The organism is Marinitoga sp. 1137, from assembly GCF_001941525.1.
Lineage (GTDB): Bacteria > Thermotogota > Thermotogae > Petrotogales > Petrotogaceae > Marinitoga > Marinitoga piezophila.
This window is the reverse complement of record NZ_CP009471.1, coordinates 1,207,273-1,233,851: the sequence shown is the minus strand read 5'-3', so window position 1 is coordinate 1,233,851 and position 26,579 is coordinate 1,207,273. Positions and strand designations below refer to the sequence as shown.

At 30.3% G+C, this 26,579-nt stretch carries 23 protein-coding genes; 8 read left to right on the top strand and 15 right to left on the bottom strand.

Translation table 11 applies throughout. The features are described from left to right. Positions 1 to 5: 5 nt before the first annotated feature. The 6 genes from LN42_RS06020 to LN42_RS05990 all read right to left on the bottom strand — a co-directional run bounded on the left by LN42_RS06020 (position 6) and on the right by LN42_RS05990 (position 5,906). Positions 6 to 497: an adenosine-specific kinase gene (locus tag LN42_RS06020; RefSeq protein WP_014296614.1), complete on the bottom strand. Its 492-nt coding sequence runs from the start codon at positions 495 to 497 to the stop codon at positions 6 to 8. Continuing rightward, on the bottom strand, positions 494 to 2,701 hold the full coding sequence (locus LN42_RS10865) for an HD domain-containing phosphohydrolase (protein ID WP_083635663.1): 2,208 nt from the start codon (positions 2,699 to 2,701) through the stop codon (positions 494 to 496). The genes LN42_RS06020 and LN42_RS10865 overlap by 4 nt, the downstream gene beginning before the upstream one ends. 117 nt (positions 2,702 to 2,818) lie before the next feature. Further along, positions 2,819 to 3,460: a peroxiredoxin gene (locus LN42_RS06005; RefSeq protein WP_014296612.1), complete on the bottom strand. Its 642-nt coding sequence runs from the start codon at positions 3,458 to 3,460 to the stop codon at positions 2,819 to 2,821. Positions 3,461 to 3,611: 151 nt separating this feature from the next. Next, positions 3,612 to 4,475, bottom strand: coding sequence for an L-serine ammonia-lyase, iron-sulfur-dependent, subunit alpha (sdaAA, locus tag LN42_RS06000; protein WP_014296611.1), 864 nt, complete (start codon positions 4,473 to 4,475; stop codon positions 3,612 to 3,614). Beyond that, complete coding sequence (gene sdaAB / locus LN42_RS05995; protein ID WP_014296610.1) at positions 4,472 to 5,122, bottom strand: L-serine ammonia-lyase, iron-sulfur-dependent subunit beta; 651 nt, start codon at positions 5,120 to 5,122, stop codon at positions 4,472 to 4,474. The genes sdaAA and sdaAB overlap by 4 nt, the downstream gene beginning before the upstream one ends. 88 nt (positions 5,123 to 5,210) lie before the next feature. After that, positions 5,211 to 5,906 (bottom strand): zinc metallopeptidase, encoded by a 696-nt coding sequence (locus tag LN42_RS05990; protein WP_075780513.1) that lies wholly within the window; start codon positions 5,904 to 5,906, stop codon positions 5,211 to 5,213. 139 nt (positions 5,907 to 6,045) lie between these two features. On the opposite strand from LN42_RS05990, the gene LN42_RS05985 reads away from it, so the two are divergent. The 6 genes from LN42_RS05985 to LN42_RS05960 all read left to right on the top strand — a co-directional run bounded on the left by LN42_RS05985 (position 6,046) and on the right by LN42_RS05960 (position 11,453). Then, positions 6,046 to 6,819, top strand: coding sequence for a ZIP family metal transporter (locus LN42_RS05985; protein ID WP_014296608.1), 774 nt, complete (start codon positions 6,046 to 6,048; stop codon positions 6,817 to 6,819). Between the two features lie 15 nt (positions 6,820 to 6,834). Further along, a complete protein-coding gene (locus LN42_RS05980; protein WP_075780512.1) occupies positions 6,835 to 7,674 on the top strand; it encodes an EamA family transporter in 840 nt (279 codons plus the stop codon). 566 nt (positions 7,675 to 8,240) lie between these two features. After that, entirely contained in the window at positions 8,241 to 9,410 is a 1,170-nt protein-coding gene (locus LN42_RS05970) for an ATP-binding protein (protein ID WP_075780510.1), read from the top strand. 44 nt (positions 9,411 to 9,454) lie between these two features. After that, positions 9,455 to 10,243, top strand: a complete 789-nt coding sequence (locus tag LN42_RS05965; RefSeq protein ID WP_083635662.1) for a patatin-like phospholipase family protein — start codon at positions 9,455 to 9,457, stop codon at positions 10,241 to 10,243. 125 nt (positions 10,244 to 10,368) lie between these two features. Beyond that, positions 10,369 to 10,545 (top strand): hypothetical protein, encoded by a 177-nt coding sequence (locus LN42_RS11050; RefSeq protein WP_014296604.1) that lies wholly within the window; start codon positions 10,369 to 10,371, stop codon positions 10,543 to 10,545. Positions 10,546 to 10,661: 116 nt separating this feature from the next. After that, entirely contained in the window at positions 10,662 to 11,453 is a 792-nt protein-coding gene (locus LN42_RS05960) for an energy-coupling factor transporter transmembrane protein EcfT (RefSeq protein WP_075780509.1), read from the top strand. A 55-nt stretch (positions 11,454 to 11,508) separates the two neighbouring features. On the opposite strand, the gene LN42_RS05955 is transcribed toward LN42_RS05960, so the two are convergent. The 9 genes from LN42_RS05955 to LN42_RS05915 all read right to left on the bottom strand — a co-directional run bounded on the left by LN42_RS05955 (position 11,509) and on the right by LN42_RS05915 (position 25,530). Further along, positions 11,509 to 14,505 carry a glycoside hydrolase family 38 C-terminal domain-containing protein gene (locus LN42_RS05955; RefSeq protein WP_075780508.1) on the bottom strand — a complete coding sequence of 999 codons (2,997 nt, stop codon included), beginning with the start codon at positions 14,503 to 14,505 and terminating at the stop codon, positions 11,509 to 11,511. Further along, complete coding sequence (locus tag LN42_RS05950; protein ID WP_075780507.1) at positions 14,498 to 15,523, bottom strand: GntR family transcriptional regulator; 1,026 nt, start codon at positions 15,521 to 15,523, stop codon at positions 14,498 to 14,500. Before LN42_RS05950 ends, LN42_RS05955 begins: the two co-directional genes overlap by 8 nt. A gap of 16 nt (positions 15,524 to 15,539) precedes the next feature. Next, a complete protein-coding gene (locus tag LN42_RS05945; protein WP_083635661.1) occupies positions 15,540 to 16,478 on the bottom strand; it encodes a glycoside hydrolase family 130 protein in 939 nt (312 codons plus the stop codon). Positions 16,479 to 16,495: 17 nt separating this feature from the next. Then, positions 16,496 to 17,323, bottom strand: a complete 828-nt coding sequence (locus LN42_RS05940) for a carbohydrate ABC transporter permease (protein WP_075780505.1) — start codon at positions 17,321 to 17,323, stop codon at positions 16,496 to 16,498. A gap of 9 nt (positions 17,324 to 17,332) precedes the next feature. Continuing rightward, the gene (locus LN42_RS05935; RefSeq protein ID WP_075780504.1) at positions 17,333 to 18,211 is read right to left on the bottom strand and encodes a carbohydrate ABC transporter permease; all 879 of its coding nucleotides are present in this window, start codon (positions 18,209 to 18,211) and stop codon (positions 17,333 to 17,335) included. Between the two features lie 44 nt (positions 18,212 to 18,255). Further along, positions 18,256 to 20,916 (bottom strand): discoidin domain-containing protein, encoded by a 2,661-nt coding sequence (locus tag LN42_RS05930; protein ID WP_075780503.1) that lies wholly within the window; start codon positions 20,914 to 20,916, stop codon positions 18,256 to 18,258. Positions 20,917 to 20,927: 11 nt separating this feature from the next. Then, entirely contained in the window at positions 20,928 to 22,184 is a 1,257-nt protein-coding gene (locus LN42_RS05925) for an ABC transporter substrate-binding protein (RefSeq protein ID WP_075780502.1), read from the bottom strand. Between the two features lie 207 nt (positions 22,185 to 22,391). Beyond that, positions 22,392 to 24,077: a Na+/H+ antiporter NhaC family protein gene (locus LN42_RS05920; protein WP_014296602.1), complete on the bottom strand. Its 1,686-nt coding sequence runs from the start codon at positions 24,075 to 24,077 to the stop codon at positions 22,392 to 22,394. A 361-nt stretch (positions 24,078 to 24,438) separates the two neighbouring features. Further along, on the bottom strand, positions 24,439 to 25,530 hold the full coding sequence (locus LN42_RS05915; protein WP_075780501.1) for a 4Fe-4S binding protein: 1,092 nt from the start codon (positions 25,528 to 25,530) through the stop codon (positions 24,439 to 24,441). Positions 25,531 to 25,692: 162 nt separating this feature from the next. On the opposite strand from LN42_RS05915, the gene LN42_RS05910 reads away from it, so the two are divergent. Beyond that, positions 25,693 to 25,929, top strand: a complete 237-nt coding sequence (locus LN42_RS05910) for a helix-turn-helix transcriptional regulator (RefSeq protein WP_014296600.1) — start codon at positions 25,693 to 25,695, stop codon at positions 25,927 to 25,929. A gap of 1 nt (position 25,930) precedes the next feature. Then, positions 25,931 to 26,578: a hypothetical protein gene (locus LN42_RS05905; RefSeq protein WP_014296599.1), complete on the top strand. Its 648-nt coding sequence runs from the start codon at positions 25,931 to 25,933 to the stop codon at positions 26,576 to 26,578. The last annotated feature ends 1 nt before the right edge of the window (position 26,579 follow it).

The following is a 26,579-nucleotide window of genomic DNA, read 5'->3' as shown; positions in this document are numbered from 1 at the left end:
AGGCCTCACCTTTTATATTTTGTTATATTTCTTAAGAATTCCCATCTTTTTTTCTTGTCTTCTTCTCCTTCAACTCCCAGAGGAGGCTGACCATCTACAACACCTATTACTCCTCTTCCTGAATTTGTTTCAGCAACTAATACCTGTAAAGGGTTAGCTGTTGCTGCAAAGATATTTACTATTTCCTGAACCTGTTTTAATCCAGGAAGTATGTTTATAGGATATCCATCTCTTAATACTATAATGAAAAAGTGTCCAGCGCCAACCTTTTTAGCGTTTTCAATGGCAACATTGATTAATTCTTCATCGTTGCCGTCAAATCTAATTAATCTTGGACCGCTTGCTTCATTAAAAGCAATACCAAATTTCATTCCCGGGTTTGTTGTTACTATTTTTTCATAAATATCTTCAACGGTTTTTATAAAATGAGATTGCCCAACAATAACATTACAATCTTCTGGAAATTTAATATCAACTGCTTCAATATTAATGCTCAAACCTCTTCACCTCCGCTGTTATTTATTTCATCCCATAATTTTTCTATTTCCTTTTCATTTTCGATAAATACTTTTAATACTTCTTTATGAAAGTCAGTTGGATTGGTTCTATTATCACCTTGAGTAATTATCTTCATAACTTCTTTATGTGAAAATGCACGTTTATATGGTCTTTTGGCACGAAGGGCATCATATACATCTACAACCTTTACTATTGCGGCTTCTATAGGAATCTCCTCACATTTTAATCCATATGGATATCCGCTTCCGTCGCAATTTTCATGATGATAAAGAGCTATATTAAGTGCAAATTTAAATTGTTTATCATCATCTAAAAGTTTTTTGGCATAAATGGTGTGTTTTTTCATTTCTTCAAATTCTTCGTCAGTTAATTTTCCTTCTTTATTTAATATTTCATGTGGAACGTATATTTTACCAATATCGTGTAAAGGAGCATACTTTTCAAATAATTCAACGGTTTTATCGTCAAAGCCCATTTTTTTAGCAATAAATGCGGAAATTTTACCAACTCTAAATATATGTTTTCCGGTAACGTCGTCATGCCCTTCTGCGATAGAAGCAAGTTTTTGAGCAAATTTAAAGTAAATTTTTTCGATTTTTTCAATTTCAAATTTTTGCTCTATAAATATTTTTGATAATACAATAAATGCTGTAAATATTTCTCTGCTTTCTGCTGAAAATCTGATCTTTTCTTCTTCAGGGATTTCTACGGAAATCATTAATTTACAACATTCAAGATTGCCTATATATGTCATAGCTTCTTTAAATGGTTTGGTAGCTTCTTTTAATTTTTTAAATTCTTCTTCGTTTAATATTTTTTTGTTATATTCAAACATTTCATTATATCTTATAATATTTACTTTTTCCTCAAAATGCAAATCAATAGAATTTTCGAGATTTAATTCATTTAATTTTTCAATATCATGCCCAACTGCAGCAATATATTTCCATTTATTTCCCTGTAAAATAGAGATGCTTCCATATTTTGCTTCTTTTATTTGAGATATTAATATTTCCAGAGTTGATTCAAAGAACTCTTCAATTGTTAAATCTTTCTTATCCAGTGAAATAATTATATCGATAAATTTAAAGAAGAATCTATTTACATCCTGTGTAACCTTATAAATTCGTTTAAGTTGGTCATTTAATAGATTCATATTTGTAGTTGTTGCTATAATTGTGCTGGAAAGTGTTCTAAAAGAAACGATTATATCATTAATTTCCTGTATATCTGTTTTTGGTAGTCTAAAACCACCAAATTTTTTCTTATTAATATCTTTAACAAATCCCTGCATTGTATTTGAAAGTGATTCTAAAGGTATAACAATATTTTTCTTTAAATGCTTCTGGATAAAATAAGAACCAATTAGTACAAAAGAAAGGAAAACTATAAAATACGCAACAGATTTTATTAAAGCATTTTTAATGATTGCAACGTTATCAAATACATATATTACAAAAAGTCTGTTTTTAATATTTGTATAGTACATTTTTTTTCCATTTGAATTTATTATTTTTGTATCATCTGGAAGTGTTTTAAAATCTATATCGAATTTAAGTTTTTTATCAACGTTATTAAATATTACATCTCCAGTTGTATTTATAATATAAAGATTTTCATCTTTGTATAGATCAAATTTTTGAAGAATTTTCTTCATTTTTTCAGAAGTCATATCAAGAGATATAATGCCTAAAAAATTGTTATTATCATCATAAATAGCTTTTGAGAGAGTTACAACCATTTTTGTTTTTTCAGGATCTTCAAAGGAGGTTGTGAGAGAAAAACCTTCTTTTAAAGCTGTCTGATACCATTTTGTTTTTTTAAAATCAAAATTTTCTGGTATTTTAATCTGTGGAGCCACTGTGAGATTACCTTTGTTATCTACAAAATATATTAATCGTAAATCTGGTGAATTAATTATATACGTTCCATTTAAAATGGTTTTTATATCAGAAGCTCCTTCTTTTATATTTTCGGCAAGATTGTCAATGATGGTCATCTTGCTTTCTAAAACAAGTTCTATTACACCTTTTAAATTGTTTATCTTTGTTTCTATCACTGTTGTTTTGAAGGATATATCTTTGTTATATGTATTAATTGATAAATACAAAGCTATTAATAAAAAAGGTATTAAATAGTATATGGTTACAAGTTTTATAAAGGATCTTTCAAGTGTTTTCATTATATCCACCTCGTAATTTTTCTTTATTTAATTATAACACAAAAAAAGGCTTCCTGTTACAGGAAGCCCAATGTTTCATTCTATTTAGGGGATGAATTACTGTAAAACGCTATTTGATTAATCTTCAAGTTTCTTATAAACAAACCACCAATCGTATCCTTCGTAATTCTTCAATCTTTCTTCAGCTGTTTTTACATCAGCTGCTGGTGGAATAATAACTTTATCGCCTATTAATTCATTTTCTGGCCAATTTGCTGGCATTGCTGCTTTTGATTTATCTGAAATTTGTAAAGCTTTAACTGCTCTAATAATTTCGTCAAGATTTCTTCCTAATTCTGGTGGATAATAAATAATTGCTCTTACAATTCCGTTAGGATCAACAATGAAAACAGCTCTTACTGTGTGACTACCTACAGCATGAATTAATCCTAACTGTTCAGCTACAATTCCTCTGTCGTCTGCAATAACAGGATATTTAATTTCAACACCTAATTTTTCTTTAATCCAGTTAATCCAGCTAATGTGTGAGAATACCTGGTCAATACTTAATCCTATTAATTCTGTGTTTAATTTTTTGAATTCATCATATCTTTTTTGAAAACCTACAAATTCTGTTGTACATACTGGTGTGAAATCTGCAGGGTGACTGAATAATACAAACCATTTGCCTTTAAATGCTTCAGGTAATTTCATTACTCCGTGTGTTGTAACAACTTCTAATTCTGGAAACTTTTCTCCTATTAATGGTATATTTGCCATTTTAAACACCTCCGTGTTAGTTTTTTAATTTTGTAATGATTACATTTTTATTATACATTTATTTTTTAGATTTGTCAATGATTTCAGGTAAAAAAAAGAATACATCTAAGTAACTTAAAAATTACATAGATGTATTCATTGGTTTAAATAACTATTTCCAATTTTTCTTTATTTCAAGAACTAATTTTTGTGCAGTTGGTGTTGCGGCAATTCCGCCATTTCCTGTTTCTCTTAAATCTTCATGCATCATCTTTCCTACCTTATACATTGCATCGACAACTTCATCAAATGGAATAACGCTTTCAATACCTGCTAATGCCATTTCTGCAGCAACAATAGCGACATTTGTAGCAGAGCCATTTCTTTTTACACATGGCACTTCAACAAATCCACCTACTGGATCACAAACAAGTCCCATTAATGATTTTAGAGCTAATGCTGCTGCATTGCCGCACTTTTCTGCATCTTTTGAAAAGTAATAAGTCAAAGCTGCTGATGCCATAGCTGCAGCGGTTCCAATTTCGGCCTGACAGCCACCGGCAGCACCGGAAATAGTGGCTTTTTTAGCGATGATACTGCCAATAGCTCCGGCAACTATAAAAGAGGATAACAGTTCATCCTCTGTGGCATTATAAACCTTTTTTAATGCATATAATGAGGCGGGAACTACACCACATGCACCAGCTGTTGGACAGGCTACAATTCTTCCCATTGCTGCATTATTTTCTGCTGTGGAAATTGCCGTAATAGTTGCGACATAATTAAATTCGCTTAGCATCTTTGGCGTGTGATTTAACAGTTTTGGAGCATTTTCACCTGTTAATCCCGTTAAACTTTCGTGTTTTTTACCATAATTCTTTTCTGCTTCTGTAATCATCACCTGAACTATTTTTCTCATGTTATTTTTTAAATCAACAGGATCAATTCCAGTTTCAACCATTTCTTCTGTGAGAACAATTTCATCAAAAGGGATATTTGTTTCTTTCCACATTTCAAGTATTTGTTTAAATGTCATTCCTTATCACTTCCAATATAAAAGTATCTTAAAACACAATCGAGATTATTTAGTTTTTCAAGGTTTGAAGGAATTTCATCTAATTCCAGAATGGTTAAAGCCTTTCCTTCTATAATATTTGTTCGTTTTAAGTATAAATTAGCTATATTTACTTCCAGCACGCCCAAAATATTTTCAAGAGCTCCTTTTTTATCTTTATTTACAATGATTAATGTATTATAATCTCCTGTTAATTCACATTCAACGCCATTAATTTTTGTGATTAAAATTGCACCACCACCAATTGAGGCACCCTGGACTTCATTTACCTTTCCTTCTTTTTCCATTCTTATTAAAACGGTATTTGGATGAACATCTCCAAGGTCTGTTTTTACGAAAGAATAATTAAGATTTTCTTTTTTAGCGAGATTATAAGCATCTTTGATTCTGTAATCATATTCTCTTAATCCTAAAATTCCTGCGATTAAAGCTCTGTCTGTACCATGTCCTAAATATGTCTGGGCAAATGACCCGTGAAGATAAAAAATAACCTTATCTGGTTTTTCACCAAATAATTTGTGAGCAAATCTTGCTATTTTTAATGCACCAAGTGTATGTGAGCTGGAAGGGCCAACCATTACAGGTCCAACTACGTCAAGCATTCCCATGCTATCACCTCGATTAATAATATATAATAATTATATCATAAAAAATACCGCCATTTTTAAATGGCGGTATTTTTATTCTAATTTTATTTTAATCTCTATCTCCCATTAAACCTGCGAGCATTAGCATTCTTAATAATTGCAAAATTGCCATTGCTGCTGAAGCAACATATGTCATAGCTGCTGCACCAAGAACCTTTTTTACGTGAACAACTTCAGATGTTGGCATTCCCATCATAGGTAAAATCTTTATTGCTCTTGCACTTGCATTGAACTCTACAGGTAATGTAATTATTGTAAACAATACAGCAAATGAAAATAAACTTATACCAGTTTGAACTAATGCAGGACTTGAAAATAAAAATCCAATTATAAATATAATCCATGATAAGTTAGAACCAATAGAGGCAAATGGAACAGAATAATTTCTTAATACTAAAGGTAAATAATTTTCCTGATGTTGTATTGCGTGACCAACTTCGTGGGCTACAACTCCCAATGCTGCAACAGAACGACTTGAATATGTTGCAGAAGATAATCTTAGAACCTTGTTTCTTGGATCATAATGATCGGTTAAAAATCCAGAAACAGCTTCAACACGAACATCATATAATCCAAGGTTGTTTAACATTCTCGTTGCAAATTCAGCGCCAGTTTCTCCTGTTGAAGATATTACTCTCGAATATTTTGAAAAAGTACTTTGAACAGCCATTTGAGCTATAATAGATAAAATTAGTCCTGGCAATAAAATTATAAAAGTAGGATCAAGCCAAAATGGATAGAACATCTATAAACCACCTCCGTTATTTTTTCCAGATAATTTAGACATAAAAATCGCTAATATGTTCAATATATTATATCATAATATTTCTGTTGATAAAAATAATATTTTAGTATATAATAAAAATGAAAAGAGAGGTGAGAAAATGGAATTAACAGGATTTCAAGTCTGGAGTTATGGTACAATTGCAAGTTTAATTGCGGGAGCGGCAACTTCTCTGGGAGCATTGCCAATATTTTTTATGAAAAAAACGCTAACAGAAAAGCAGCTGGACATGGCTTTGGGGTTTGCTGCTGGTGTTATGCTTGCAGCTACTATGTTTTCCTTGATTGTTCCGGCTATAGAGTTTGGAGGTATTACAATAACAGTAATTGGAATTATTATAGGTGCAATAATTCTTGAATTAATGGATACATATGCTCCACATGAACACTTTTTAAAAGGTCATGAAGGTCCAAATCTTGCTGTGGTAAAAAAGGTATGGTTATTTGTAATTGCTATTACATTACATAATTTTCCGGAAGGAATGGCTGTTGGTGTGAGTTTTGGTGGTGGAACCACAGAGATGATAAAAAATGGTATTGTAGTTGCAACAGCCATTGGAATTCAGAATATTCCCGAAGGAACAGCAACAGCTGTTTCGTTTATAAAAGCAGGCTATACTAAGAAACAGGCATTCTGGTATTCAGCTTTTTCTGGCTTTGTAGAACCAATAGGTGGAATAATTGGAGCAACATTTATTGTTTTAATGAAACCAGCTTTACCGTTCTTTTTGGCATTGGCTGCAGGAGCTATGCTTTATGTTATTAGCGATGAAATTATTCCTGAAACACATGCTCACAATAATGAAAGAGCTGCAACCTTTTCTCTTATATTTGGATTTCTTGTAATGATGATTTTAGATAATGCTTTAGGATAAGAAAAGGAGATAAATATGGTGTATTTATGGACTGCAATAAGGATTATATTATTGGGATATGAGAGAATAGCAGGAAAGCAGATAACAACAGATGATGATGCGCTCATTTCTTCATGGGCGTTTTTCTTTTTTTCATTTTTATCCTTTTTTCCGTTTTTTTATAAATTAACAATAGATTCTATAATTGCTGCGCTGATAAGTGGAAGTATTTATGCAATTTCTTTTTATTTATACGTTTATGCATTGGCTAATGAGGACGCTTCTGTTATAGCGCCACTTTATAATATGAACGTTATTTTTTTAATAATTACAACATTTATATTTTTAGGAGAGCCAATAACTATTCAAAAGATTTTTGGAAGCTTATTTATGCTCTATGGTGTTTCTTATTTAAAAAAGGATGTAAATATGAAGGAATCCTATAAAAATCTGCTAAAGAGTAAAGGCGCTGTTGCCATGTTGATTTCTTCCATGCTTATGGCAATTGGAAGGACTTTTGATGGTTATTTTGCAAAAGGTATAGATTCTATGAGTTATTCTATAAGCATATATTTAATTGTTAGCACGTATTTTTTAATTTTTACATTGATAAAGTTTAAATCAATAAAACCGCATATTTCTATTGTGAAAAGAAAGATATTTCCACTTATAAACGGCGGAATTTCTAATGCATATTCTTATGTGGCATTGTTGAATATGTTTAGATATATTGATATAAGTATTGCAGAACCTGTTTCTATGTTGTCGGCGTTGGTTACAGCGATAATGGCGAGGTTTGTTTTTGGGGAGAGGATTGCTATTAGAATTGTTGGAACGGTATTTTTGATATTGGGAGCATTTATAATTTACCTTTGAAGTTTCTTTGTGTTGGAAAAAATAAAAGCTCTTTCATGCGACTTGAGTGCTAATCTTCGAAAATTGCTCGTTCTCAGGGGTCGTTGCAGACTCACATCCATGTTCGTCTTTTTTGTTGTTGATTGAGAAAAATAAAAACTCCCTCAAACGACTTGGTTGCTGATCCTCGAAAATCACTCATTCCCGGCTGTCGCTTAGCTTCTGCATCCCTGCAGAAGCTGCGCTCAAAAAAACATCCTGTTTTTTTGACAGCCTCCATTCGTGATTTTCTCGGGCAACCTGCGAGTTTTCGTTCGTTTTTATTTTTCTCAATCATAATTGTTTCTCTTCGGGAATTTTCAAGCCTTCTCTCATATTATTATTTCTATTTTTTATATCTAATTTAAAATAAAAAAGAACTTTAATTTTTTTTCAATGATTTATAGTTTCGCTTCGTATCAAAACAGAACGATTTATTATAAAAATCGTTCTATATTAATACGATAAATAAAAATAATATCAAAAATAGTATTAAAATAATACGAATTGTGATATAATAAGTATTGAAGGAGAACGGAGGTGAGGAAATGGAAATAGAAGATGTTATTGAACAGCTTGAATTGAAAAAAGAAAGGCTTTTAAATGCATTGCCTGAAAAAAAAAGGTTGTATTTTCAAAAAATAGAAAAATATGATGATACAAGAGGGATGTTATTATATGGGCCGCGTGGTGTTGGAAAGACAACATATTTGCTTATGAAGGCTGCGGAAAATAATTTTTTTTATCTATCTGGTGATGATCCGAAAGTAGCGGCTATTCCATTGTTTGATCTTGGAGAAAAGGTTTTTCTGCAGGGATATAATGGAATAATAATAGATGAAGTGCATTATTTAAATAAATGGAGTATACATATAAAGGCATTGTATGATTCGTATCCTGATAAGAAAATATGGATAAGCGATAGTAGTTCTATTATTCTTAGAACAGGAATAGCTGACCTTTCAAGGAGATTTGTAAAGGTTAGAATACCGTTATTATCTTTTAGGGAGTATATACATTTTTTAACAAATAAAGAGATTATGGAGATTGAAAATCCATTTAATATTGAAAAAGACAGATTTATGAATCAAATAAGAGATATGGATATTTTAAAATTGTTTAAGGATTATGCTTCTTCTGGAACACGTCCGTTTTTTCTCGAAAATAATTATGTTGAAAAAATGGAAAATATTCTTGAAAAGACATTATATAGCGATATTCCTTTTTTCTTAAATACTATAAAAGAAAATCATTTAAAATTAATGAAAGCGATAATAGGATATTTAATATATTCTAAAATTCCTACAATAAATGTGGAAAGAATGGGAAAAGAATGGCAATTAAGCAAAAATAAACTGTATGAGTTGTTAAATGTGATGGAAGAGGCCGAATTAATAAATATAGTATTAAAGGAAAAGGATTTTAAAATAAATTCAAAAGGAGAAAAGATATTTCTGGCTGATCCTTCGTATTATTATATATATAATGGCGAAATTGGTAATTTCAGAGAAGCATTTACTGTTTTTGCTTTAAAAGAAAAAGGAAAAATATTTTCATCAAAGAATGAGCAGGACGGAGATTTTGTGTGGAATGGAATAAAAATAGAGGTTGGTGGGAAAAATAAAAAGATTAAAAATTCGGATTTTGTTATTCGTGATGATATAGATTTGCCATTAAAGAATAAGATACCTTTATGGTTATTGGGATTTTTATGGTAATTTTAGAATATTATAATAAAAATATCTTTTGAAAGCGAGGTGAAATTATTAAAAAGATAATATTATTTATTTTTGTAATTATAGGGATAATATCATACTCAAAAACCCTTCTTGTTTTAGGCGGTGGTGGTGCTGCTGGAGCGTATGAAATAGGTGTTTTAAGATATATTGTCGAAAAAAATATTAAAATAGATGGTGTATATGGCGTATCAGCTGGTGCTTTAAATGGAGCAGGATTTGTAATGGGAAGATTAGATGAAATAGAGGAACTATGGACTTCTATGAAAAAAGAGGATATATTTGATTTTGATCCATTTAACCATGCGCCAAATCTTAAACCATTTATTCTGGATCCAACACCGTTATATACATTTTTAAAGGGATATATATCAGAAGAAGAAATTCTCAAATCCCCTATAGACTATGGGATTTTAACCTTTAACCTTGATAAATTTAAGGTTGTTTTTTTAAAAAAAGAGGATATGAAAGAGCATATGGTGGATTATATCTTTGCAAGTGCAAGTTATCCGCTATTTGGAGCAATTGAAATTGATGGTAAAAAATATACAGATGGAGGCGTTTTTTCAAACGTATATCCGGCATTATTAGCAGAAAAATATGGATATGATAGAATGATAGCTGTATTTCCTGTTATTAATAGTCCGGCAGATTTGGTTTTTAAAATAATGCTTGATATGAAAAAATCTGAGAATATGGTTATTATAACACCTTCAGGAAATGTTCCCTCACCTATGAATTTTTCTCCTGAAGATGCAAAAAGATTGATAAAAATGGGATATATGGACGCAAAAAGAAATTTAAAAAATTGGTGAAATATTTTTGTTTTGATATATTAATTGATTTGTAATTTTTTGAAAATTATGTTATAATGAATATGGGGAGTAAATTAGTAAGTGATAAAAGAATTTTTTCACAACTAAAAACAGGGGGGACTTATATGGGTGAATTAGAAAAGTTACTTGAAAGAAAGAAATTTTTAGAATCAGAAAAAGAAGCTATTAAAAAGTATATGGGGCCTCATGAACATGATGAAAACCTTGATAAAAAATGGGAAGAAATCAACAAAGAATTAGAAGAAATTGAAAAGAAGATTGAAGAGTTAAAAAAGGCATGAGTTGAACTCATGCCTTTATTTTTTTCCTTTATAGAATCTTAACAAAAAATACTTCAAAGGATAAAATAAAATAGTAAAATAGAATGTAGTAAATGTTATAACAGGTGGTGTAAATAATGTTTTCTGAAAATATAGCTATAGGACGTTATGTGGAAAAAGAATCTTTGATGCATAGTCTTGATCCACGTTCAAAATTAATAGGTTTGTTTTTTCTTGCAGGATTTGCTTTTACCATAAATAGTTTTTATGATGTTGCAATAATGTCTTTTTATACCTTTCTTTTGATGTTACTATCTCGAATAGGTCTTAAAATGTATGGTAAATCCTTAAAATCAATGTGGATGCTTATTGTTTTTGCTTTTGTTATTCAACTTTTTAATTATGAAGGTAATGTGATTTATCAATTGTGGTTTATAAAAATTACAGATGTTGGTTTATCAAATGCGGCTATTATTACATTTAGATTATTTTTTGCCATAATGCTATCTTCTGTTTTGACCCTTACCACTTCTCCAACATCGCTGGCAAATGCAATGGAAGATGTTTTAATCTGGTTCAGGGTAAAAAAATCATTTGCACATGAATTATCCATGGTTATGACTATAGCAATTAGATTTATTCCGGTAATGGCAAGTGAAGCTGAAAGGATTTTTAAAGCTCAAATGAGCAGAGGTGCAGATTTTGATTCAAGGAAGTTTTCTGGAAGATTAAAAGGTATGGTGGCAATTATAATTCCATTGCTTGTATCTGCACTGAGAAGAGCTGATGAGTTGAGTATAGCTATGGAATCGAGATGTTATAATGGATGGGAAGGAAGAACACGATATAAACAGTTTAACTGGAAGTTTAAAGATACACTTTTTACATTATCATATATAACAATAGGAATTTTGGTAATTATTTTATAATTTTATAAAAATAGCCTCCTTTAAGTTTTAAAAGGAGGCTTAAATATTATTAATTTTAAGTGGTTAATATAAGCGTATAAATCTTAAATGGTTTATATATTAAAGGGAGGACTCCATTTTTAATTTTTAATTCTTTCTTTTTTTCTTCTAAAATATTTGCAAGATATACCTTTTTTATATTATGTGGAAAATAGAGTTCTGTTTTTCCCGACGAACCCATTACTTCTGCCAATCTTAAAACAAAAGTGTTTATATCTATTTTCTTTAAAGCATAAATTTTAAAGTTGCTATTTTTAATTTTTATAAAATTGTTATAAGATAAAGATCCTTTTATTTTTTTTAGAGGTTTATTAAAATTTTCAGATAATATTATAGTACTTTTTATATCATTAGATGGATATATTCCATATGAAAACTCATGTATTCCTTCATCAGCATAAAAATCAGGATAAGTTCCTGATTTTATGAGCGAAATACCAATTTCATTATTTTTTGCAGAATAACCATATTTTCCATTATTTATTATTGAAACTCCATTATCTATTTGCGAAATATTTATCCATCGTTGTGCCATAAATTCAAATCGAGCCTTTTCAAATTTTGTATTTTTATGTGTTGGACGTGTAATATAGCCATTGTCTATATCACATGTTAAATATCTGCTCAATATATTTGTTTGGAAAATAGCTTTTAATAATGTTCTTCGGTGATGCCAGTGTATTTTATTTTTTATTTCTATGAAATTTATATGTTTCCAGTGAATATAATATTGGATTATCTCTGTATTTTCAATTCTATATAATACTTTTATTACTTTTCTTATAGGACCATCTTCGATATTTTCAATTTTTTCTGCGTTTAATTTTATAGCTGATTTATGATAATTTGGATCTATATCCCAGTTTTCCCAATAGTAAGGAATGTCTTTGTACATATAAAGTATATTACCTTTTTCATTAAAAAGGTATTTTTCATTACTTTTATTATAAATATTTATTGTTCCATCATCAAAAATATCAATTCTTAAGGTTGTCTCGAAAAAAGTTTTATAACTTTCAATTTTTTGATTTTTTTCAACAGATAATTTTATTGAAGATAATGGATCAATTTTTTCATTAATATAATAGAGATATTTTCCATCAAAAGTTTTCTGTACAATATAATCTTTATTTTTAATCTTATATAGATTATCATCTTCAAACAGGATATATTGAGAAAATGAAGAAGGATTAAATATATAAATATCATTTTCCGAAGAAGTGTTTTTAAAGATATTATTTTTTATAGTTTCTAATGTTTCCAGTATATAGGAAAAATCATTTTCGGATTTTTTGTATACTTCATTTATTGCTGAACCGGGAAGTATATCGTGAAATTCGTTATAAAGGTGTATTTTCCAGAGATTATCTATCTCTTTCTGAAAATCATTATTTGTTAATGCATTGAAAATTTCTGTTTCTCTCAGTTTATCTTCACTTTTTTTATGAAGGATTTTTGTTCTTGATTGTGAAGTAAGAGTTCCTCTGTGAAGTTCGAGATATAATTCATCATCCCAGGTTTCCAGATTTTCAATATTTAAATTTTTTACAAATTCTTCGATCTTACTGTATGCAATTTCAGGAATTCCTGGAACGTCGTTTAATGCATAGTAGTTTTCACACATTTCTTCTGTTGGACCACCACCTCCATCACCATAACCAAAGGATAATAATATTGTATTATTTTTATCTTTTTCTCTAAAGTTTTTCCAGGTATTTATAATGGATTTAGCTGAAATCTTTCCATTATAACCTTCTTCCATATTTTTAAAATTGTAATATATAACTTCACTTCCATCAATCCCTCGCCATTTGCATAAATCATAAGGGAAGTTATTTGATTCATTCCAGTTTAATTTGGTTGTTATGAAATAATCTATACCGGCTTCTTTAAGAATTTGAGGTAAGGTCCATGAAAAACCAAATACATCTGGAAGCCAGCATACAGAGCTTTTTTTACCAAATTCAAGTTCAAAAAATTTTTGACCATAATAAAATTGTCTTATTAAAGATTCTACCGAAGGAATCATACAGTCTGATTCAACCCACATTCCTCCTATGGGTTCCCATTTATCTTTTTTTATAAGTTTTTTTATTTCATTATATAGTGAAGAATTCATTTCTTTTATATCTTTATACATAACTGCTGAAGATTGAGTGTAAATAAATTCTGGATATTTTTTTGCAAGGGTTACAGCGTTTGAGAAGGTTCTTAATATTTTTCTTTTTGTTTCTTCTATAGGCCATAACCATGCGTAATCAATATGTGCATGACCAATAAGGTTTACTTTTCCATTTTTGGGGAAATACAGTGATTTTATAGAATCTTTAAATTTTTTAAACTTATCCAGGAATTCATTTTTTAAGTTTGTATTATCCTTGGTACCAGTAAATGGAATAATTTCAGGTGGTTCCCATATATTCTTTATTTCATCAATAATGGCTTTATTGTCGTAAAGAGATTTTAGATATAATTGTGTATCACGAGGTACGTATATTGAAGACAAAAAATTATCTGTTAAATCTATTAATTTTTTAGCCAGATAGAAATCATCGGTTTCTTCAGCTATTTGAATTATGTTAAATACATATAATAAAGCTTTTTTAAAATTAATATCGTATTTTATAAGAAAAGATTCGTTGAATTCACTTGTTTCTTTTGTTCCAAATAGTCCCCGAGGAACTGTTTCTATTTTTATTTTATGTTTTTTTCCATCGGCAAACGGAGTCAGATCTATTTCTCTATGATATGGATTTATTTCTCCATGTGGTTTATTATCTATTAAAACAAGTGACTCCCCACCACACCATACCCGTAGATAGAAATTTTTTTCTGATATAGAAAAAAAATTTTCAAACGAGGCTATATTTCCTTTCCAGGTATAGGGAATTGTTATTTCTATATCATTATTTTTCCAACCTATATATTCTTTTCTTTCTATAATGCAATAAGGATAAAATTCAGAAAGTAATCGCTTTAAATGGCTTATTTCTTTATCTTTATCTCTATACATCTTCCGCCTCCTTGCAACCACAGGAATTTCTAATAATAAGTTCTGATTTTATTCTATGTATTTTATCTGTTTTTTCTCCTTTTATAAGATTTATTATAACTGATGCTGCCGTTTCGCCAATTAATATTAAATCTTGTTTTACAGTTGTAAGTTTTGGTGAAAGAATATGAGCAACATAATCATCATCATAACCTACAACCTTTATATCTTCAGGAATTTTAATTCCAAGTTTTAGAAGTGTCGAAATTCCACGTACAGCCATCATATCATTGCAGAAAAAAATAGTATCTGTATATTTTATATATTTTTTTAGTTGGGAGTAATCTCCATCTATTGAATGTAGTTTGAGAATTTCTGGTTCAAAGTTTAAACCTGCAGAAAGCCCCTTAAACCTTTCATTTACACTTGATATATACATATCTTCACTTATTACATATAATGCATTTTGAGTATTATGTATTTTTTTCATATGTTCACCTAATTTTTTCGCACCTGAATAATTATCATTTAAAATTACAGGAATATTATATCCGGTGTCAATATTTCTATCAACGAATACAACCGGGAAACCTTCTTTTAATAAATCTTTCAATATTTCATTCGCTAATGTTGTTGTAGCTGGTTCTATTATTAATCCATCAATATTCATAGAAAGTAATTGTTTTAATGCCTCACGTTCTTTTTCAAGAGTCGTAGGTCTTTCAATTACAAAACATTTGCTTCCAATTTTTGAGCAAAATTTTATAATACCATATATAATACTGGTATTTTGAACTACAATACCTATTTTTTTTCTTGAAACAATATTTATTTCTGTTACAAATGTCCCAACACCAGAAATTTTAGTTATTATTCCTTTTTTTTCCAGCTCACTTAGGGCTTTTCTAACTGTCATTCGTGTTGTGTTAAATTCTTCAGCTAGTTCATTTTCAGAGGGGATTTTATCTCCAGGGAGATATTTTCCTTTTAAAATAAGTGTTTCAAGGTAATTTGATATTTTCAAATAAAGTGGTATCATACTAAAAACTCCTCCATTAGTTTTCGAATTTTAACCAGTCGATTATTTCATTTATATATCCAAATGCCAAACAGATTACAGTATCAGCTGCTCCGTAATATATAGCGATTTTATTGTTATCTGTTAATGACGCAACAGGAAATACAACATTTGGTACATCTCCTATTAATTCATATTCCATTTGGGGTGAAAGTAAATATTTTTTTGAACGTTTTATTACTTTCCATGGTTTATAAAGATCTAAAAGCGCAACACCAAAACTATAAACATATCCATTGCAGGATAATAATACCCCATGATAAAATAATAACCAGCCTTCTTCTGTTTTTATTGGTACAGGTCCGGCGCCTATTTTCAATGATTGCCAGGGAGAATATCCGGATGACATTACATGTCTGTGTTTTCCCCAATGAATCATATCTGGACTTTCACTATAAAATATATCGCCGAAAGGTGTGTGTCCTGTATCAGATGGACGACTTAACATACAGTATTTTCCATTAATTTTTTCTGGGAATAATACACCATTTCTATTATATGGTAAAAAAGCATTTTCTATCTGAAAAAAATTTTTAAAATCATATGTATAACCAATACCAATTGTAGGACCATGATATCCATTACACCATGTAATCCAGTATCTGTCCTCTATATATGTAATTCTTGGATCATATTTATATTCACTTTTAATTTCATTATTTTCACATTTAAATATTATAGGAAAATCTTCTATTTTCCAATTTATCCCATCTTTACTATAGCCACATCGAATGTTCATGTTACGTTCAGTATCATCAACTCTAAAAACTCCTGCAAAACCATCTTTATATTTAATTACTGCGCTATTAAAAATACTATTTGAATTTTTTGCATCATGTCTTTTAATTATTGGATTTTTTGAATATCTCCACATAACAGAGTTACAATTTTTAGGACGTTCTTCCCAGGGTATCACTATTTTCACCTTCTTTTTTAAGATTTCATACCACTTAGTTTTATTCCTTCGATTAAATATTTTTGAGCGAGGAAAAAGAAAATTAAAGTAGGTATAAATGTTAAAGTTGCAGCTGCCATTGATTGATTCCAGTAACTTCCATATCTGCTCATAAACATTGGCATACCAAGAGCTAATGGAAATTTATCTTCACTTGTAATGTATATTAAAGGTCCCATATAATTATTCCAGCTACCAGTAAAAGTAAAAAGGGCTATTAATGCCAATACAGGTTTTGAAAGTGGGAGCATTATACTGAAAAATATTCTAAAGTCCCCTGCACCATCTATTTTGGCAGCTTCAATGATTTCATTTGGAATAGTATTAAAAAACTGTCGTATTAAAAAAACATTCATGGCTCCTCCACCAAGAAATGCAGGTACTATTAACGGATAAAATGTATCAAGCCAACCCAGATGTTTATAAATTAAAAAAACAGGAATCATTGTTACAGCTCCCGGTAGCATTACTGTACTCATCATAACTGCAAAAAAGAAACTACGTCCTTTCCAATTAATTTTTGAAAAACCATATGCAACAAATGGTGCAGTAAATACAACTCCTATAATATTACCTAATGTTATTAAAATACTATTTTTAAGATAGAGAAAAAATGGGAATTTTTCTATTGCTTTTATATAGTTTGACCATTCTATTTTTTGAGGAAAAATTCTTGGAGGAAATAAAAGTAATTCATTGTCAGGTTTAAGTGAGGTTCCTATCATCCATAAAAATGGTAAAATGTAAATAAATGAAATTAGAATTAATAATAATCTGCGTATAAGATATAATTTTTTTATTTTCATGACAATCACCTACTTTCCAAAGTAAAATACCCATCGTTTGGATGTAATAAAATAAATAATTGTTAATATAAGTGTTAATCCAAAAAGAATCCATGCAAGTGCAGAAGCATATCCCATATTTGTATATGTAAAGGCATGTTTATATATGTATATAGAAAGTGAAAGACTTGCATTTGCCGGCCCTCCACCTGTTAATAACATAGGCAAATCAAATATCTGAAGGGCGCCTATTGTGGATGTAATTAAATAATATAATATAGTAGGAGTTATTAAGGGTAGTGTTATTTTTCTAAACATTGTAAAACTTCCAGCACCATCAATTTTGGCGGATTCATAGAGTTCTTTGGGTATATCTTTTAATGCAGCTGAAAATATTAACATAGCACTTCCAACGCCCCATTGCGCGGCAATTATTATTGTAGGTTTTACCCATTTTTCACTACTTAACCATAAAGGACCTTCAATTCCTATTAAATCAAGAAGATTATTTACAAGTCCAAGATATGGTTGAAAAAACCAGGTTACAACTGCTGAAAAGGCAAATGCCGGAACAATAGATGGCATATAAATGGCCGCTCTGTAAAATGAAACCTCTTTTAAAGGTTTATTTAAAAGAAATGCCATCCCCAAGGCAACGATTAACCCCAGTGGTACTAATCCTATAGCATAAACTAAAGTATTTTTCAAACATTTCCAGAATATGGGATCTTTCATAATATTTATATAATTTTCAAAACCTATCCATTTCATATCTGTTGTTATACTAAAGCGTGTAAATGAATAAAAGAAAGAGGCTACAAAGGGAATTAAAGTAAAAACGATAAAACCTATTAACCATGGCGAAATAAATACAATCCCTTTAAGTAGTTCTTTTTTGGATTTTTTCATTTATAACCTCCTGAATATCCCCATGCAAATGCATGGGGATTTTTTTAAAATGATTCAAGACCATATACTTCAACTTCATAAATCCTTGCTGCTCTATCTCCTGTTTGAGTTGGAGTCTCAACAAGAAGTCTAAAATATCTTGTTTTAACAGGAGCAAATGCATGTTCTGAAATTCCTTTTATATTATTTCGAACAATTACAATATCTTTCCAATTTTTACCATCATCACTTATTTGCAATCTGAAATTCTTTGTATTCCAATCTGCGGTTTCATGACCACTTTCAGCGTGTTTTATAATGACTTTGTTTATAATGACTTCTTTTTCAAAGTCAATTACCAACCAATGAGGTAATTCGCCTACAGCACACCATTTACTATTATTTTCTACAGTTCCGTCGACAGCCATGGAAGGTTTTTCAGCAGGAACATTAGAACTTGCATATGTTTTTTTATTTAAAGCAAGATTTTTTATATCATTTGCCTTTTTTGTAACCACTATTAACGGGTTATATATTTTTACATCTTCACCTTCTGAATTAATAGCAACGAGAATTGCTGGATAAATTCCTTCTTTTTCATATTTTACTATAGGATTAAATTCGTGTGAAACAGAAGGTGTTGCACCTGGAAGGATCCATACAACCCTTTCTGTAACTTCTGAAGATTTGTTTTTAAAGGATACTTTTCCACCAGGAAATATTATTGTATTATCAACTTCAAATTCAGCTTTTGGTTTTGGATATGCTGGCCATTTAAAGGTAATTATACTTTTTTGACCTCGTGTTCCATAAAAAGTTATAGGAATAATTTCTAATGCGGTTATATTTTCTTTTCCGTAACGCTGTATATATGAAATATAAGTATATGGATTATATGTAACCCAGACGAATTCATGTTTTCCATCAGGCAATCTTCTATATATTTCATAATATTGAACATTTTCTATAGGTTCCCAATGTAATTTAAGAGTAGCATATAAACCATCTTTAAAGGTTATATCATCAATTATAATATTTTTAACCTTTGAAATAGTTGTTTTCTTTTCCGGAATAATTCCGATCATTCCAAGGTTAATTGTGTAAGAAGTATCTTTTTGACCAGTAATTAATAATGAGATATATTTTATATTTTTTCCTTTTTCAAGATTATAAGAGGTAACTTTCCAATCTTTATTAAGAATTAAAGGATATATTTTTTCCTTTCCACTTTTATACGTAAGCTTTATTCCTATGCTTACATCTCCTACTCCTTTAATTGCACTTTTTAAAACAGTAGAATAATTAATATTAAGATTAGTTAAATAAAGAGTAATTAAACTTTTTTCATTTTTCTTTAAATTGCCGGTAAACTTTAAAGATGAACCCCCGTAATATGCGGTAGAATAATCTATTGTGATTCTGGGTATTTTTCCTTCAACTTTCCATCTGTATGTTGGAAAAATATCCATCATACTTCTATTATTCCAATCAAATGGTGAAACTTTTGTACCATTTAAATAAAAACCATGACCATGTCCTGCATTAAAATAGGTTATAAAAGGTAATTGAGTAATAGGAGATTTTTCTATCACAAATTTTGCAGGAGATTGCCATTTATATTGTTCATAATCTTTATACCATTCTATTTCTTTAAATTTCTCTTTATTGTTAAATTGTAAAACTGGATGATCAGCAAGCCATAACATCTCTTCATTATTCCAGAATTTATTTATGTCCTTTGTGGAATAATATGCCCAACTAGGACAGTATAAACCCAATGAAACCTTTAACTTTCCATTATTATCAATAATTCTTGGCCAATTAGCGTATGTATAATATCCTTTAGCCTGTAAATCCATGCCAACATAAATATCATCTTTTTTCAGATTATATTTTTTCATTGTATTTAATGTGTTGGAAATTGTATTTTCTTTGCTTAATGATTGCCATCTAAAATCTATAAATATTGCATCTGAAATTTTTTTGTTATTGTTTTTTATAAATACAATATTTTTTTGATTTAATTCACCCTGCCAATTTATTTCTCCTGTATTATTCATAGCATCATACCATATGATTTTCATCCACGGAGCTTTTTCTTTTATATATTTTAAAAATCGTATCATTTTTTTTGCGTGTTCTTCATGACAACCTGCGGTTTCCTGATTAATAAACCACCCATCAAAACCATAATATTGAGTTATTTCTATTAATTTATCAGCTATTATGAATCTGTTATCTTTTTCCTTTAATAATTGGTCAACCCAATTTCGACGACCACCATATTTATTTGGAGGGAAGAATATAGTTCCGAGAATAGGAACCCCATTTTTATGAGCCACATCTATTATGTCTGCTGATGGTGGAACAATAATGCCTTCTCCTGCAGAACCAGCCCATGCAACCATGTAGTCTACATATTGCCACATTGAAAATGGATAAGTTTTAAATGAATTATTACTTCCCTGTGAGGGCATACCGCTGGTAGATGGATTTAATATTGATAGAGCCATTATTTTAATTTCTTTTGATGCATGTTTTGTTAAAGGTTCTCCATAAACTCTTTTTGCAAGAGGTATATGCGAAACATTATATACGGCATCTGGATCGTTTTGTGGTGACCAATCCACTATATCATTAGGATACCAATAAGATGATTCTGGTATATCAGCAAAAATATAAGAAATTAAGAGAAAAATAGATAATATAGTAATAATTTTTTTCATTTATTTCCCCCCTATTTTTCCATTATAAGATCATATTCTTTTTGAACTTCATTTTGAGCATCTAATAAGGCCTGTTCCACGCTTTTTCTTCCGGTGAGTATATAATCTCTTGCTTCTACAAGTTTATCCCACAATAATGCACCAACAGGAAGAGGTGGTCTTGTTTTGGCGTTTTTTAAGAGTTCTACAAAAACTTTTTGAGAGGGATCTTTCTCTAAGAATTTATTTATTGCGGGTTTATATGTTGGTAAGTGAAGTGTATCTACAGCATACTGAATCTGTCCTTTAGTTGCTATGAAATATGCAAGTTTTGCAGCAGCTTCTTTATGCTTAGCACCTCGTGGAATTGCCAAACTCCATCCTCCGGCCCAGGTTACCGGTTTTCCACTTTTTGTAGGGATACCACCGATTTTATATTTGAAATCTTTTGGAGCAAATAACCTTAATCCTGAGATAGTCCAATTTCCATCAACAACCATGGCTAATTTTCCAGCGGTAAAAGGGTTTAAATCACCTATTTGTAAAGAACCAAAAGCATTTAAGGCTTCATAACCAAATCTATCTGCCCATTCTTTTTGCCATTTGTACGCTTCTATTACTCCAGGATCTGTAGCAAATATAAATTTTTCAGTTTTTTTATCGAAAATTTTTCCTTCAAATGCAAATATCCACGTGTAAGGCCATCCCTGAGCATACCATGGAATAAATCCAACAGTTATATATTTTCCCCTTCTCCCTTCCACTGTTAATCTATCAGCAATATCTATCATATCGTATATGTTATTTGGTGGATCATCAAATCCAGCTTTTTTAAGTAATTCTTCATTATATAATAATATTCTTACATCAGTATCAAATGGAAGAGCCCACATTTTATTTTTAAACATACATTCTTCAATAGCAAAATCATAAAAATCTTTTTTCATTTTTTCAATGTTAATTCCTGCTTTTTTAAGATAATCTTCCATAGGTTCTAAAACATTTTTTGCAGCTCTTTGCGATACAGTAAATCTATCAATATATACAAGATCAGGTCCTGTACCGGCTGCAACAGCAGTTAGTAATTTTGTAGAATCCGTTTCGGCAGCAGGAACAATAACAACTTTTACCTTAATATCAGGATTTTCTTTTTCAAAATCCTTTATAATTTTGTCCATACTACTTTTATCAGGATCACGTGCCATACCATGCCAGAATACTACTTCAGTTTTTGCATAAAGTAATACAAATGTTAATAAAATCACGAGTAAAAAGAAAAATCTCTTCATTAACACACCCCCTATAAAATGAATTTTTACATATTAATTTTAATATATTTATAGATTTTTTAAAAATCCGGTTATATCTGAATGCGGCTGATTATACCTGTATATACAGGTATATATAAGAAAAAATAAAAAAATTGCAATTAAAAAAATAAAAAAAGAAGGGTTCTCCATTTGGAGAACCCTTTATTATTAATATTATTAATATTATTAAGCTTTAAGGTCTTTAGGATCTGTACTCTTACCGTAGAATTTAAGGATAGCCCAGATACCGGCAACACCAAGGATTAATGAAAGCCATACAGGCATTCCAAGTCCAACTGGTATGTATCCAACTACTGCTGCAAGACCTGCTGCTGTTAATGCATATGGTAACTGTGTTTTAACGTGATCTATATGGTCAGCTGATGATGCCATTGATGACATAATTGTTGTATCTGAAATAGGTGAACAGTGGTCTCCAAATGTTGAACCTGTTAATACAGCACCAAGTGTTGCATATACTAATGTTGAAGGTTCTCCGCCTGTATATGCTGCTGCAAGAGGTACTGCTAAAGGTAACATAATAGCCATTGTTCCCCAAGATGTTCCTGTTGCAAATGCAACTATTGCAGAAATTACAAATACCAATACTGGAATTGTCCATGATGGTAATGAGCTTGAAATTACCTGAACTAAGTATTCAGCTGTTCCTAAGTCAGAAGCTATTGATCCAATTGACCATGCGAGTATAAGGATTATTGTTGTTATTACCAATGATTTTGCTCCTTCTACCCATGCTTCTAAAGCTTCTTTTAATGTCATTATATTTTGAGAAATAGCCATTACTACTGCAACGATACTTGCTAATGCAGAAGCCCAGATTAATGCAGCTGATGCGTCAGCATTACCAAATGCATCCCTTATTCCATCCCATGTAAATGGTTGTTCTAATCCTCCACCTGAATACCATAATCCGATAAATGCAAAAATAACAAGTGTTAAAATAGGTACTAAAGCATTGGAAACTCTTAAAGGAATGTTTTTGCTTTCAAGATCTTTTTCAAAATCTGTTGAAAGCATTGGTTCTGCTCCGTCTGCCAATACTTTTCCTGTTAATCTTGCTCTTTTTTCTGCTTCATACATTGGTCCAAAATCTCTCATCATTGCACCAACCATGAATACCATTACAAGAGCAAATATACCATACATTCTGTAAGGAATTGATTGGAAGAATACTGAATATGGATTAACTTCTACGCCTAATGATTTAAATGCGTCTCCTATTAATCCCAATTCATAACCTATCCATGTTGATATTGCAGCCATTGTTGCTACTGGTGCTGCTGTTGAGTCAACAATATATGATAATTTTTCCCTTGAAACTCTTAATTTATCTGTTAAAGGTCTCATTGTAGGTCCAACTATCAATGTATTTGCATAATCATCAAAGAATACTACAACACCCATTAATGCTGTTGCAAGCTGTGCACTTCTTGCTGTTTGAGCTTTTTTAGCAAGTGCATTTGCTATAGCTCTTGTTCCGCCCATTTTTGCTATAACGCCAACCATACCACCAATTGTAAGTGTAAATACAATAATACCTGCATGCCAGCTGTCTGCTAATGCATTTACAGGATACTCAAATGTTTTTGTATAACTTTCTATGAGTTTCATAAAGAATCCTGAGTTAGATGTTGCAAAAACACTAATAAGAGCTCCCGAAAATACTCCCAACAATAATGATAAAATAACTTCTTTTGTCACAAATGCCAAAACAATGGCTAATAGAGGTGGAATAATTGACCAGAAACCATAATTTACAGCTTCTGCATCTCCCCCTGCTGCAAAGGCCATGGTAGCTAACATTATAAATGCTGCCATGATAAATAACGCTACCAACCGTCTTTTCCTCATAACTCTACCTCCCCTTAATAGATTTTTAATTATTATAACACATTTTAGACATTATTGTCAAAATTCTTTAATCTATATTACACATTATTATTATTAATAAATGAAAGATATTTGACTATAATTGTATTTTATTTTTTCTGCTAAGTAATAAATGCTTGCATTCCTTGATTTACTGCTATTTTTAATAATATTAATATTATGGTGAATCATCTTTCGGTTTATTAGCTAATTCTAGAAACAAGTCTAATAAAGTGAAATATTTCTTTATAAGTTATTTTTAGTGAATTGTTACTCAATTGTTACTTATATAATCAATAAAAATGGCAAGAATAAAAAATTCTTGCCATTTTTTGACTTTAAATTATATTACTCCGCTAATAGCCTTTACAGGACATCTGCTCTGACACAGGCTACAGCCAAAACATTTGCTTTCATCGACTATTACCTGTTTATTTTCTTTATCAACAGTAATTGCCCAATATGGACATACCATTTCACATAATTTACAGAAAGTACATTTGTTAAGATCAATTTGTGGATATTTTGGTTCAAAAACAACCTCTTTCTTTTTTAATCCAACTTTTTTAACTTCTTCAATAGAGGAAAAACCAAATTTTTCTAGAGCTTTTGGAAGTTGATCTACTATGGTTTTATATAATTGTTTTCCTCTGATTAATGCTGCAGATAGCATTTGAACAGCATCAGCACCGGCTAATAAATATTCTAATACGTCATCTGCTGAAGCCACACCGCCAACACCAATAACAGTAATTTCAGGAACTGCTTCTTTTATTGTATTTACCAGGGCAAGGCCAAGATTTTTAATTACCGGTCCTGAAATCCATACCTGTCCTTTATCATTACCTATTAAATTTGTTCTGTTTTTCAAATCAATAAGCATTGTGGGACCTAATGAATTTATTGCTACCACACCTGTTCCGCCATTTTTAAGAACCATTTTTGCAAATTCTACAGGATCAGGAATATGTGGGCTCATTTTCATAAATATAGGTTTATCTGTATGTTTTCTTATGGTTCTCACAGTTTCAGCTATTGTATCAAGATTCTTTCCAACATAATGTGTTGAAATTTCAAATGCATCTGCAAATTTATCGAGTTGAGGTATTAATACTTCCATATCTTCTTTGGTGTATCCTGCACTTACTATTAAAGGTAAATCCAATTCTTTTTTTAGATTTGGCAGGATTTCATTTATCCATTTTTCTGGTGGTAATTCTGACCATAGTTCTGCATTAACAATATAATTGTTTGTTCCATAAATACAGGGTCTTGGAACTTCTGCAGCTTTTGTTGAAATCGTTTTCGTAACCATTCCGCCAACACCAAGTCTTGCAAGATATAACATCTTTTCATCATCGCCAACTAAAGGTCCTGAAGCTGGCATTAAAGGATTTTTAAGTTTTATTCCGGCAAATTCTGTACTTAAATCCATAACTTCCCCCCCTTGAGTATTGTAGACTATCATTATTATATCATAAATTTAACCATATCTTTATAGTATGGTTGCACAAAATTTATCTTTTTATCATATATAATGTCAAGTATACTTGACATTATATCAAAAATATTATACAATAATAATGGGAGGGATTATATGAAAAATAAATTAAAGGTTTATAGAGCAATGTATGATTTAAGTCAGGAAAAACTTGCAAATCTTGTAGGAGTGTCAAGACAGACAATTAATTATATAGAAAAAGGTAAATATACGCCTTCAGTTGTACTCGCATTAAAACTTTCAAAGGTGTTTGAATGCTCTGTTGAAGACATTTTTTTCCTGGAAGAAGATGAATTGAAGGAAGTAATTTCAATTTCAAAGGGGAGTGAATAATATGAAGAGTTTATTCTTTAACAAATATTTTTATCTTTTTGAGCTTTTATTTATATATGCTGTTCTTTTAGCTACTGGTGAAAATAGAGTTTATGGTTTATTTTTAATTTTAGCTGTTGTTATTGAAATATACAAGGATATTTTTTCGAAAGAAATTGACGAAATGGAAAGATATTTGCGGTTTAAAATTTCAAATGTAGTTTTGTATTCAACAGTTGTATTTTCAATAATTCTTTATTCTTTTAATATAAAAATGCTTTCCGTTTATAATGTGCTGCTTTTTTATATGGCGTTTCCATTGGTTCTGAAGAGTATGCTATATGCAGGATATATTTTTGAAAGAGAAACTGTAATTAAACGTGTTGGGTATTCATTGAGTTTGTTGTTGCTGATTTTTACTATTTTATCTGAAGGATTTTCATTTGCGGGGTTAATAGAGGCGATGCCATGGATTTACTTAATAATTTCAACGTTTGTAGCAACTCGATACAGAAAAATAGGAAGTTTTATGTTTTTTGTTGCATTTGTTGTTGTAAGCTATTATTTCATCAGAGGAAGTATTAATGATATGAAAATAGTCGTTTATTCATTTATTGGTATTCCTTTATTGTTTTTATCTCTTCAATCATTAAGAAAGGAGGGTGATTAAA

Bases quoted from the DNA above. Each gene is read 5' to 3' on its own strand.
- LN42_RS10865 (WP_083635663.1), bottom strand. From the start codon at position 2,701: ATGAAAACACTTGAAAGATCCTTTATAAAACTTGTAACCATATACTAT.
- LN42_RS06005 (WP_014296612.1), bottom strand. From the start codon at position 3,460: ATGGCAAATATACCATTAATAGGAGAAAAGTTTCCAGAATTAGAAGTT.
- sdaAA (WP_014296611.1), bottom strand. From the start codon at position 4,475: ATGACATTTAAACAAATACTTGAAATGTGGAAAGAAACAAATATCCCT.
- sdaAB (WP_014296610.1), bottom strand. From the start codon at position 5,122: ATGGGAATGCTTGACGTAGTTGGACCTGTAATGGTTGGCCCTTCCAGC.
- LN42_RS05990 (WP_075780513.1), bottom strand. From the start codon at position 5,906: ATGTTCTATCCATTTTGGCTTGATCCTACTTTTATAATTTTATTGCCA.
- LN42_RS05985 (WP_014296608.1), top strand. From the start codon at position 6,046: ATGGAATTAACAGGATTTCAAGTCTGGAGTTATGGTACAATTGCAAGT.
- LN42_RS05980 (WP_075780512.1), top strand. From the start codon at position 6,835: ATGGTGTATTTATGGACTGCAATAAGGATTATATTATTGGGATATGAG.
- LN42_RS05970 (WP_075780510.1), top strand. From the start codon at position 8,241: ATGGAAATAGAAGATGTTATTGAACAGCTTGAATTGAAAAAAGAAAGG.
- LN42_RS11050 (WP_014296604.1), top strand. From the start codon at position 10,369: ATGGGTGAATTAGAAAAGTTACTTGAAAGAAAGAAATTTTTAGAATCA.
- LN42_RS05960 (WP_075780509.1), top strand. From the start codon at position 10,662: ATGTTTTCTGAAAATATAGCTATAGGACGTTATGTGGAAAAAGAATCT.
- LN42_RS05955 (WP_075780508.1), bottom strand. From the start codon at position 14,505: ATGTATAGAGATAAAGATAAAGAAATAAGCCATTTAAAGCGATTACTT.
- LN42_RS05950 (WP_075780507.1), bottom strand. From the start codon at position 15,523: ATGATACCACTTTATTTGAAAATATCAAATTACCTTGAAACACTTATT.
- LN42_RS05940 (WP_075780505.1), bottom strand. From the start codon at position 17,323: ATGAAAATAAAAAAATTATATCTTATACGCAGATTATTATTAATTCTA.
- LN42_RS05935 (WP_075780504.1), bottom strand. From the start codon at position 18,211: ATGAAAAAATCCAAAAAAGAACTACTTAAAGGGATTGTATTTATTTCG.
- LN42_RS05930 (WP_075780503.1), bottom strand. From the start codon at position 20,916: ATGAAAAAAATTATTACTATATTATCTATTTTTCTCTTAATTTCTTAT.
- LN42_RS05925 (WP_075780502.1), bottom strand. From the start codon at position 22,184: ATGAAGAGATTTTTCTTTTTACTCGTGATTTTATTAACATTTGTATTA.
- LN42_RS05920 (WP_014296602.1), bottom strand. From the start codon at position 24,077: ATGAGGAAAAGACGGTTGGTAGCGTTATTTATCATGGCAGCATTTATA.
- LN42_RS05915 (WP_075780501.1), bottom strand. From the start codon at position 25,530: ATGGATTTAAGTACAGAATTTGCCGGAATAAAACTTAAAAATCCTTTA.
- LN42_RS05910 (WP_014296600.1), top strand. From the start codon at position 25,693: ATGAAAAATAAATTAAAGGTTTATAGAGCAATGTATGATTTAAGTCAG.
- LN42_RS05905 (WP_014296599.1), top strand. From the start codon at position 25,931: ATGAAGAGTTTATTCTTTAACAAATATTTTTATCTTTTTGAGCTTTTA.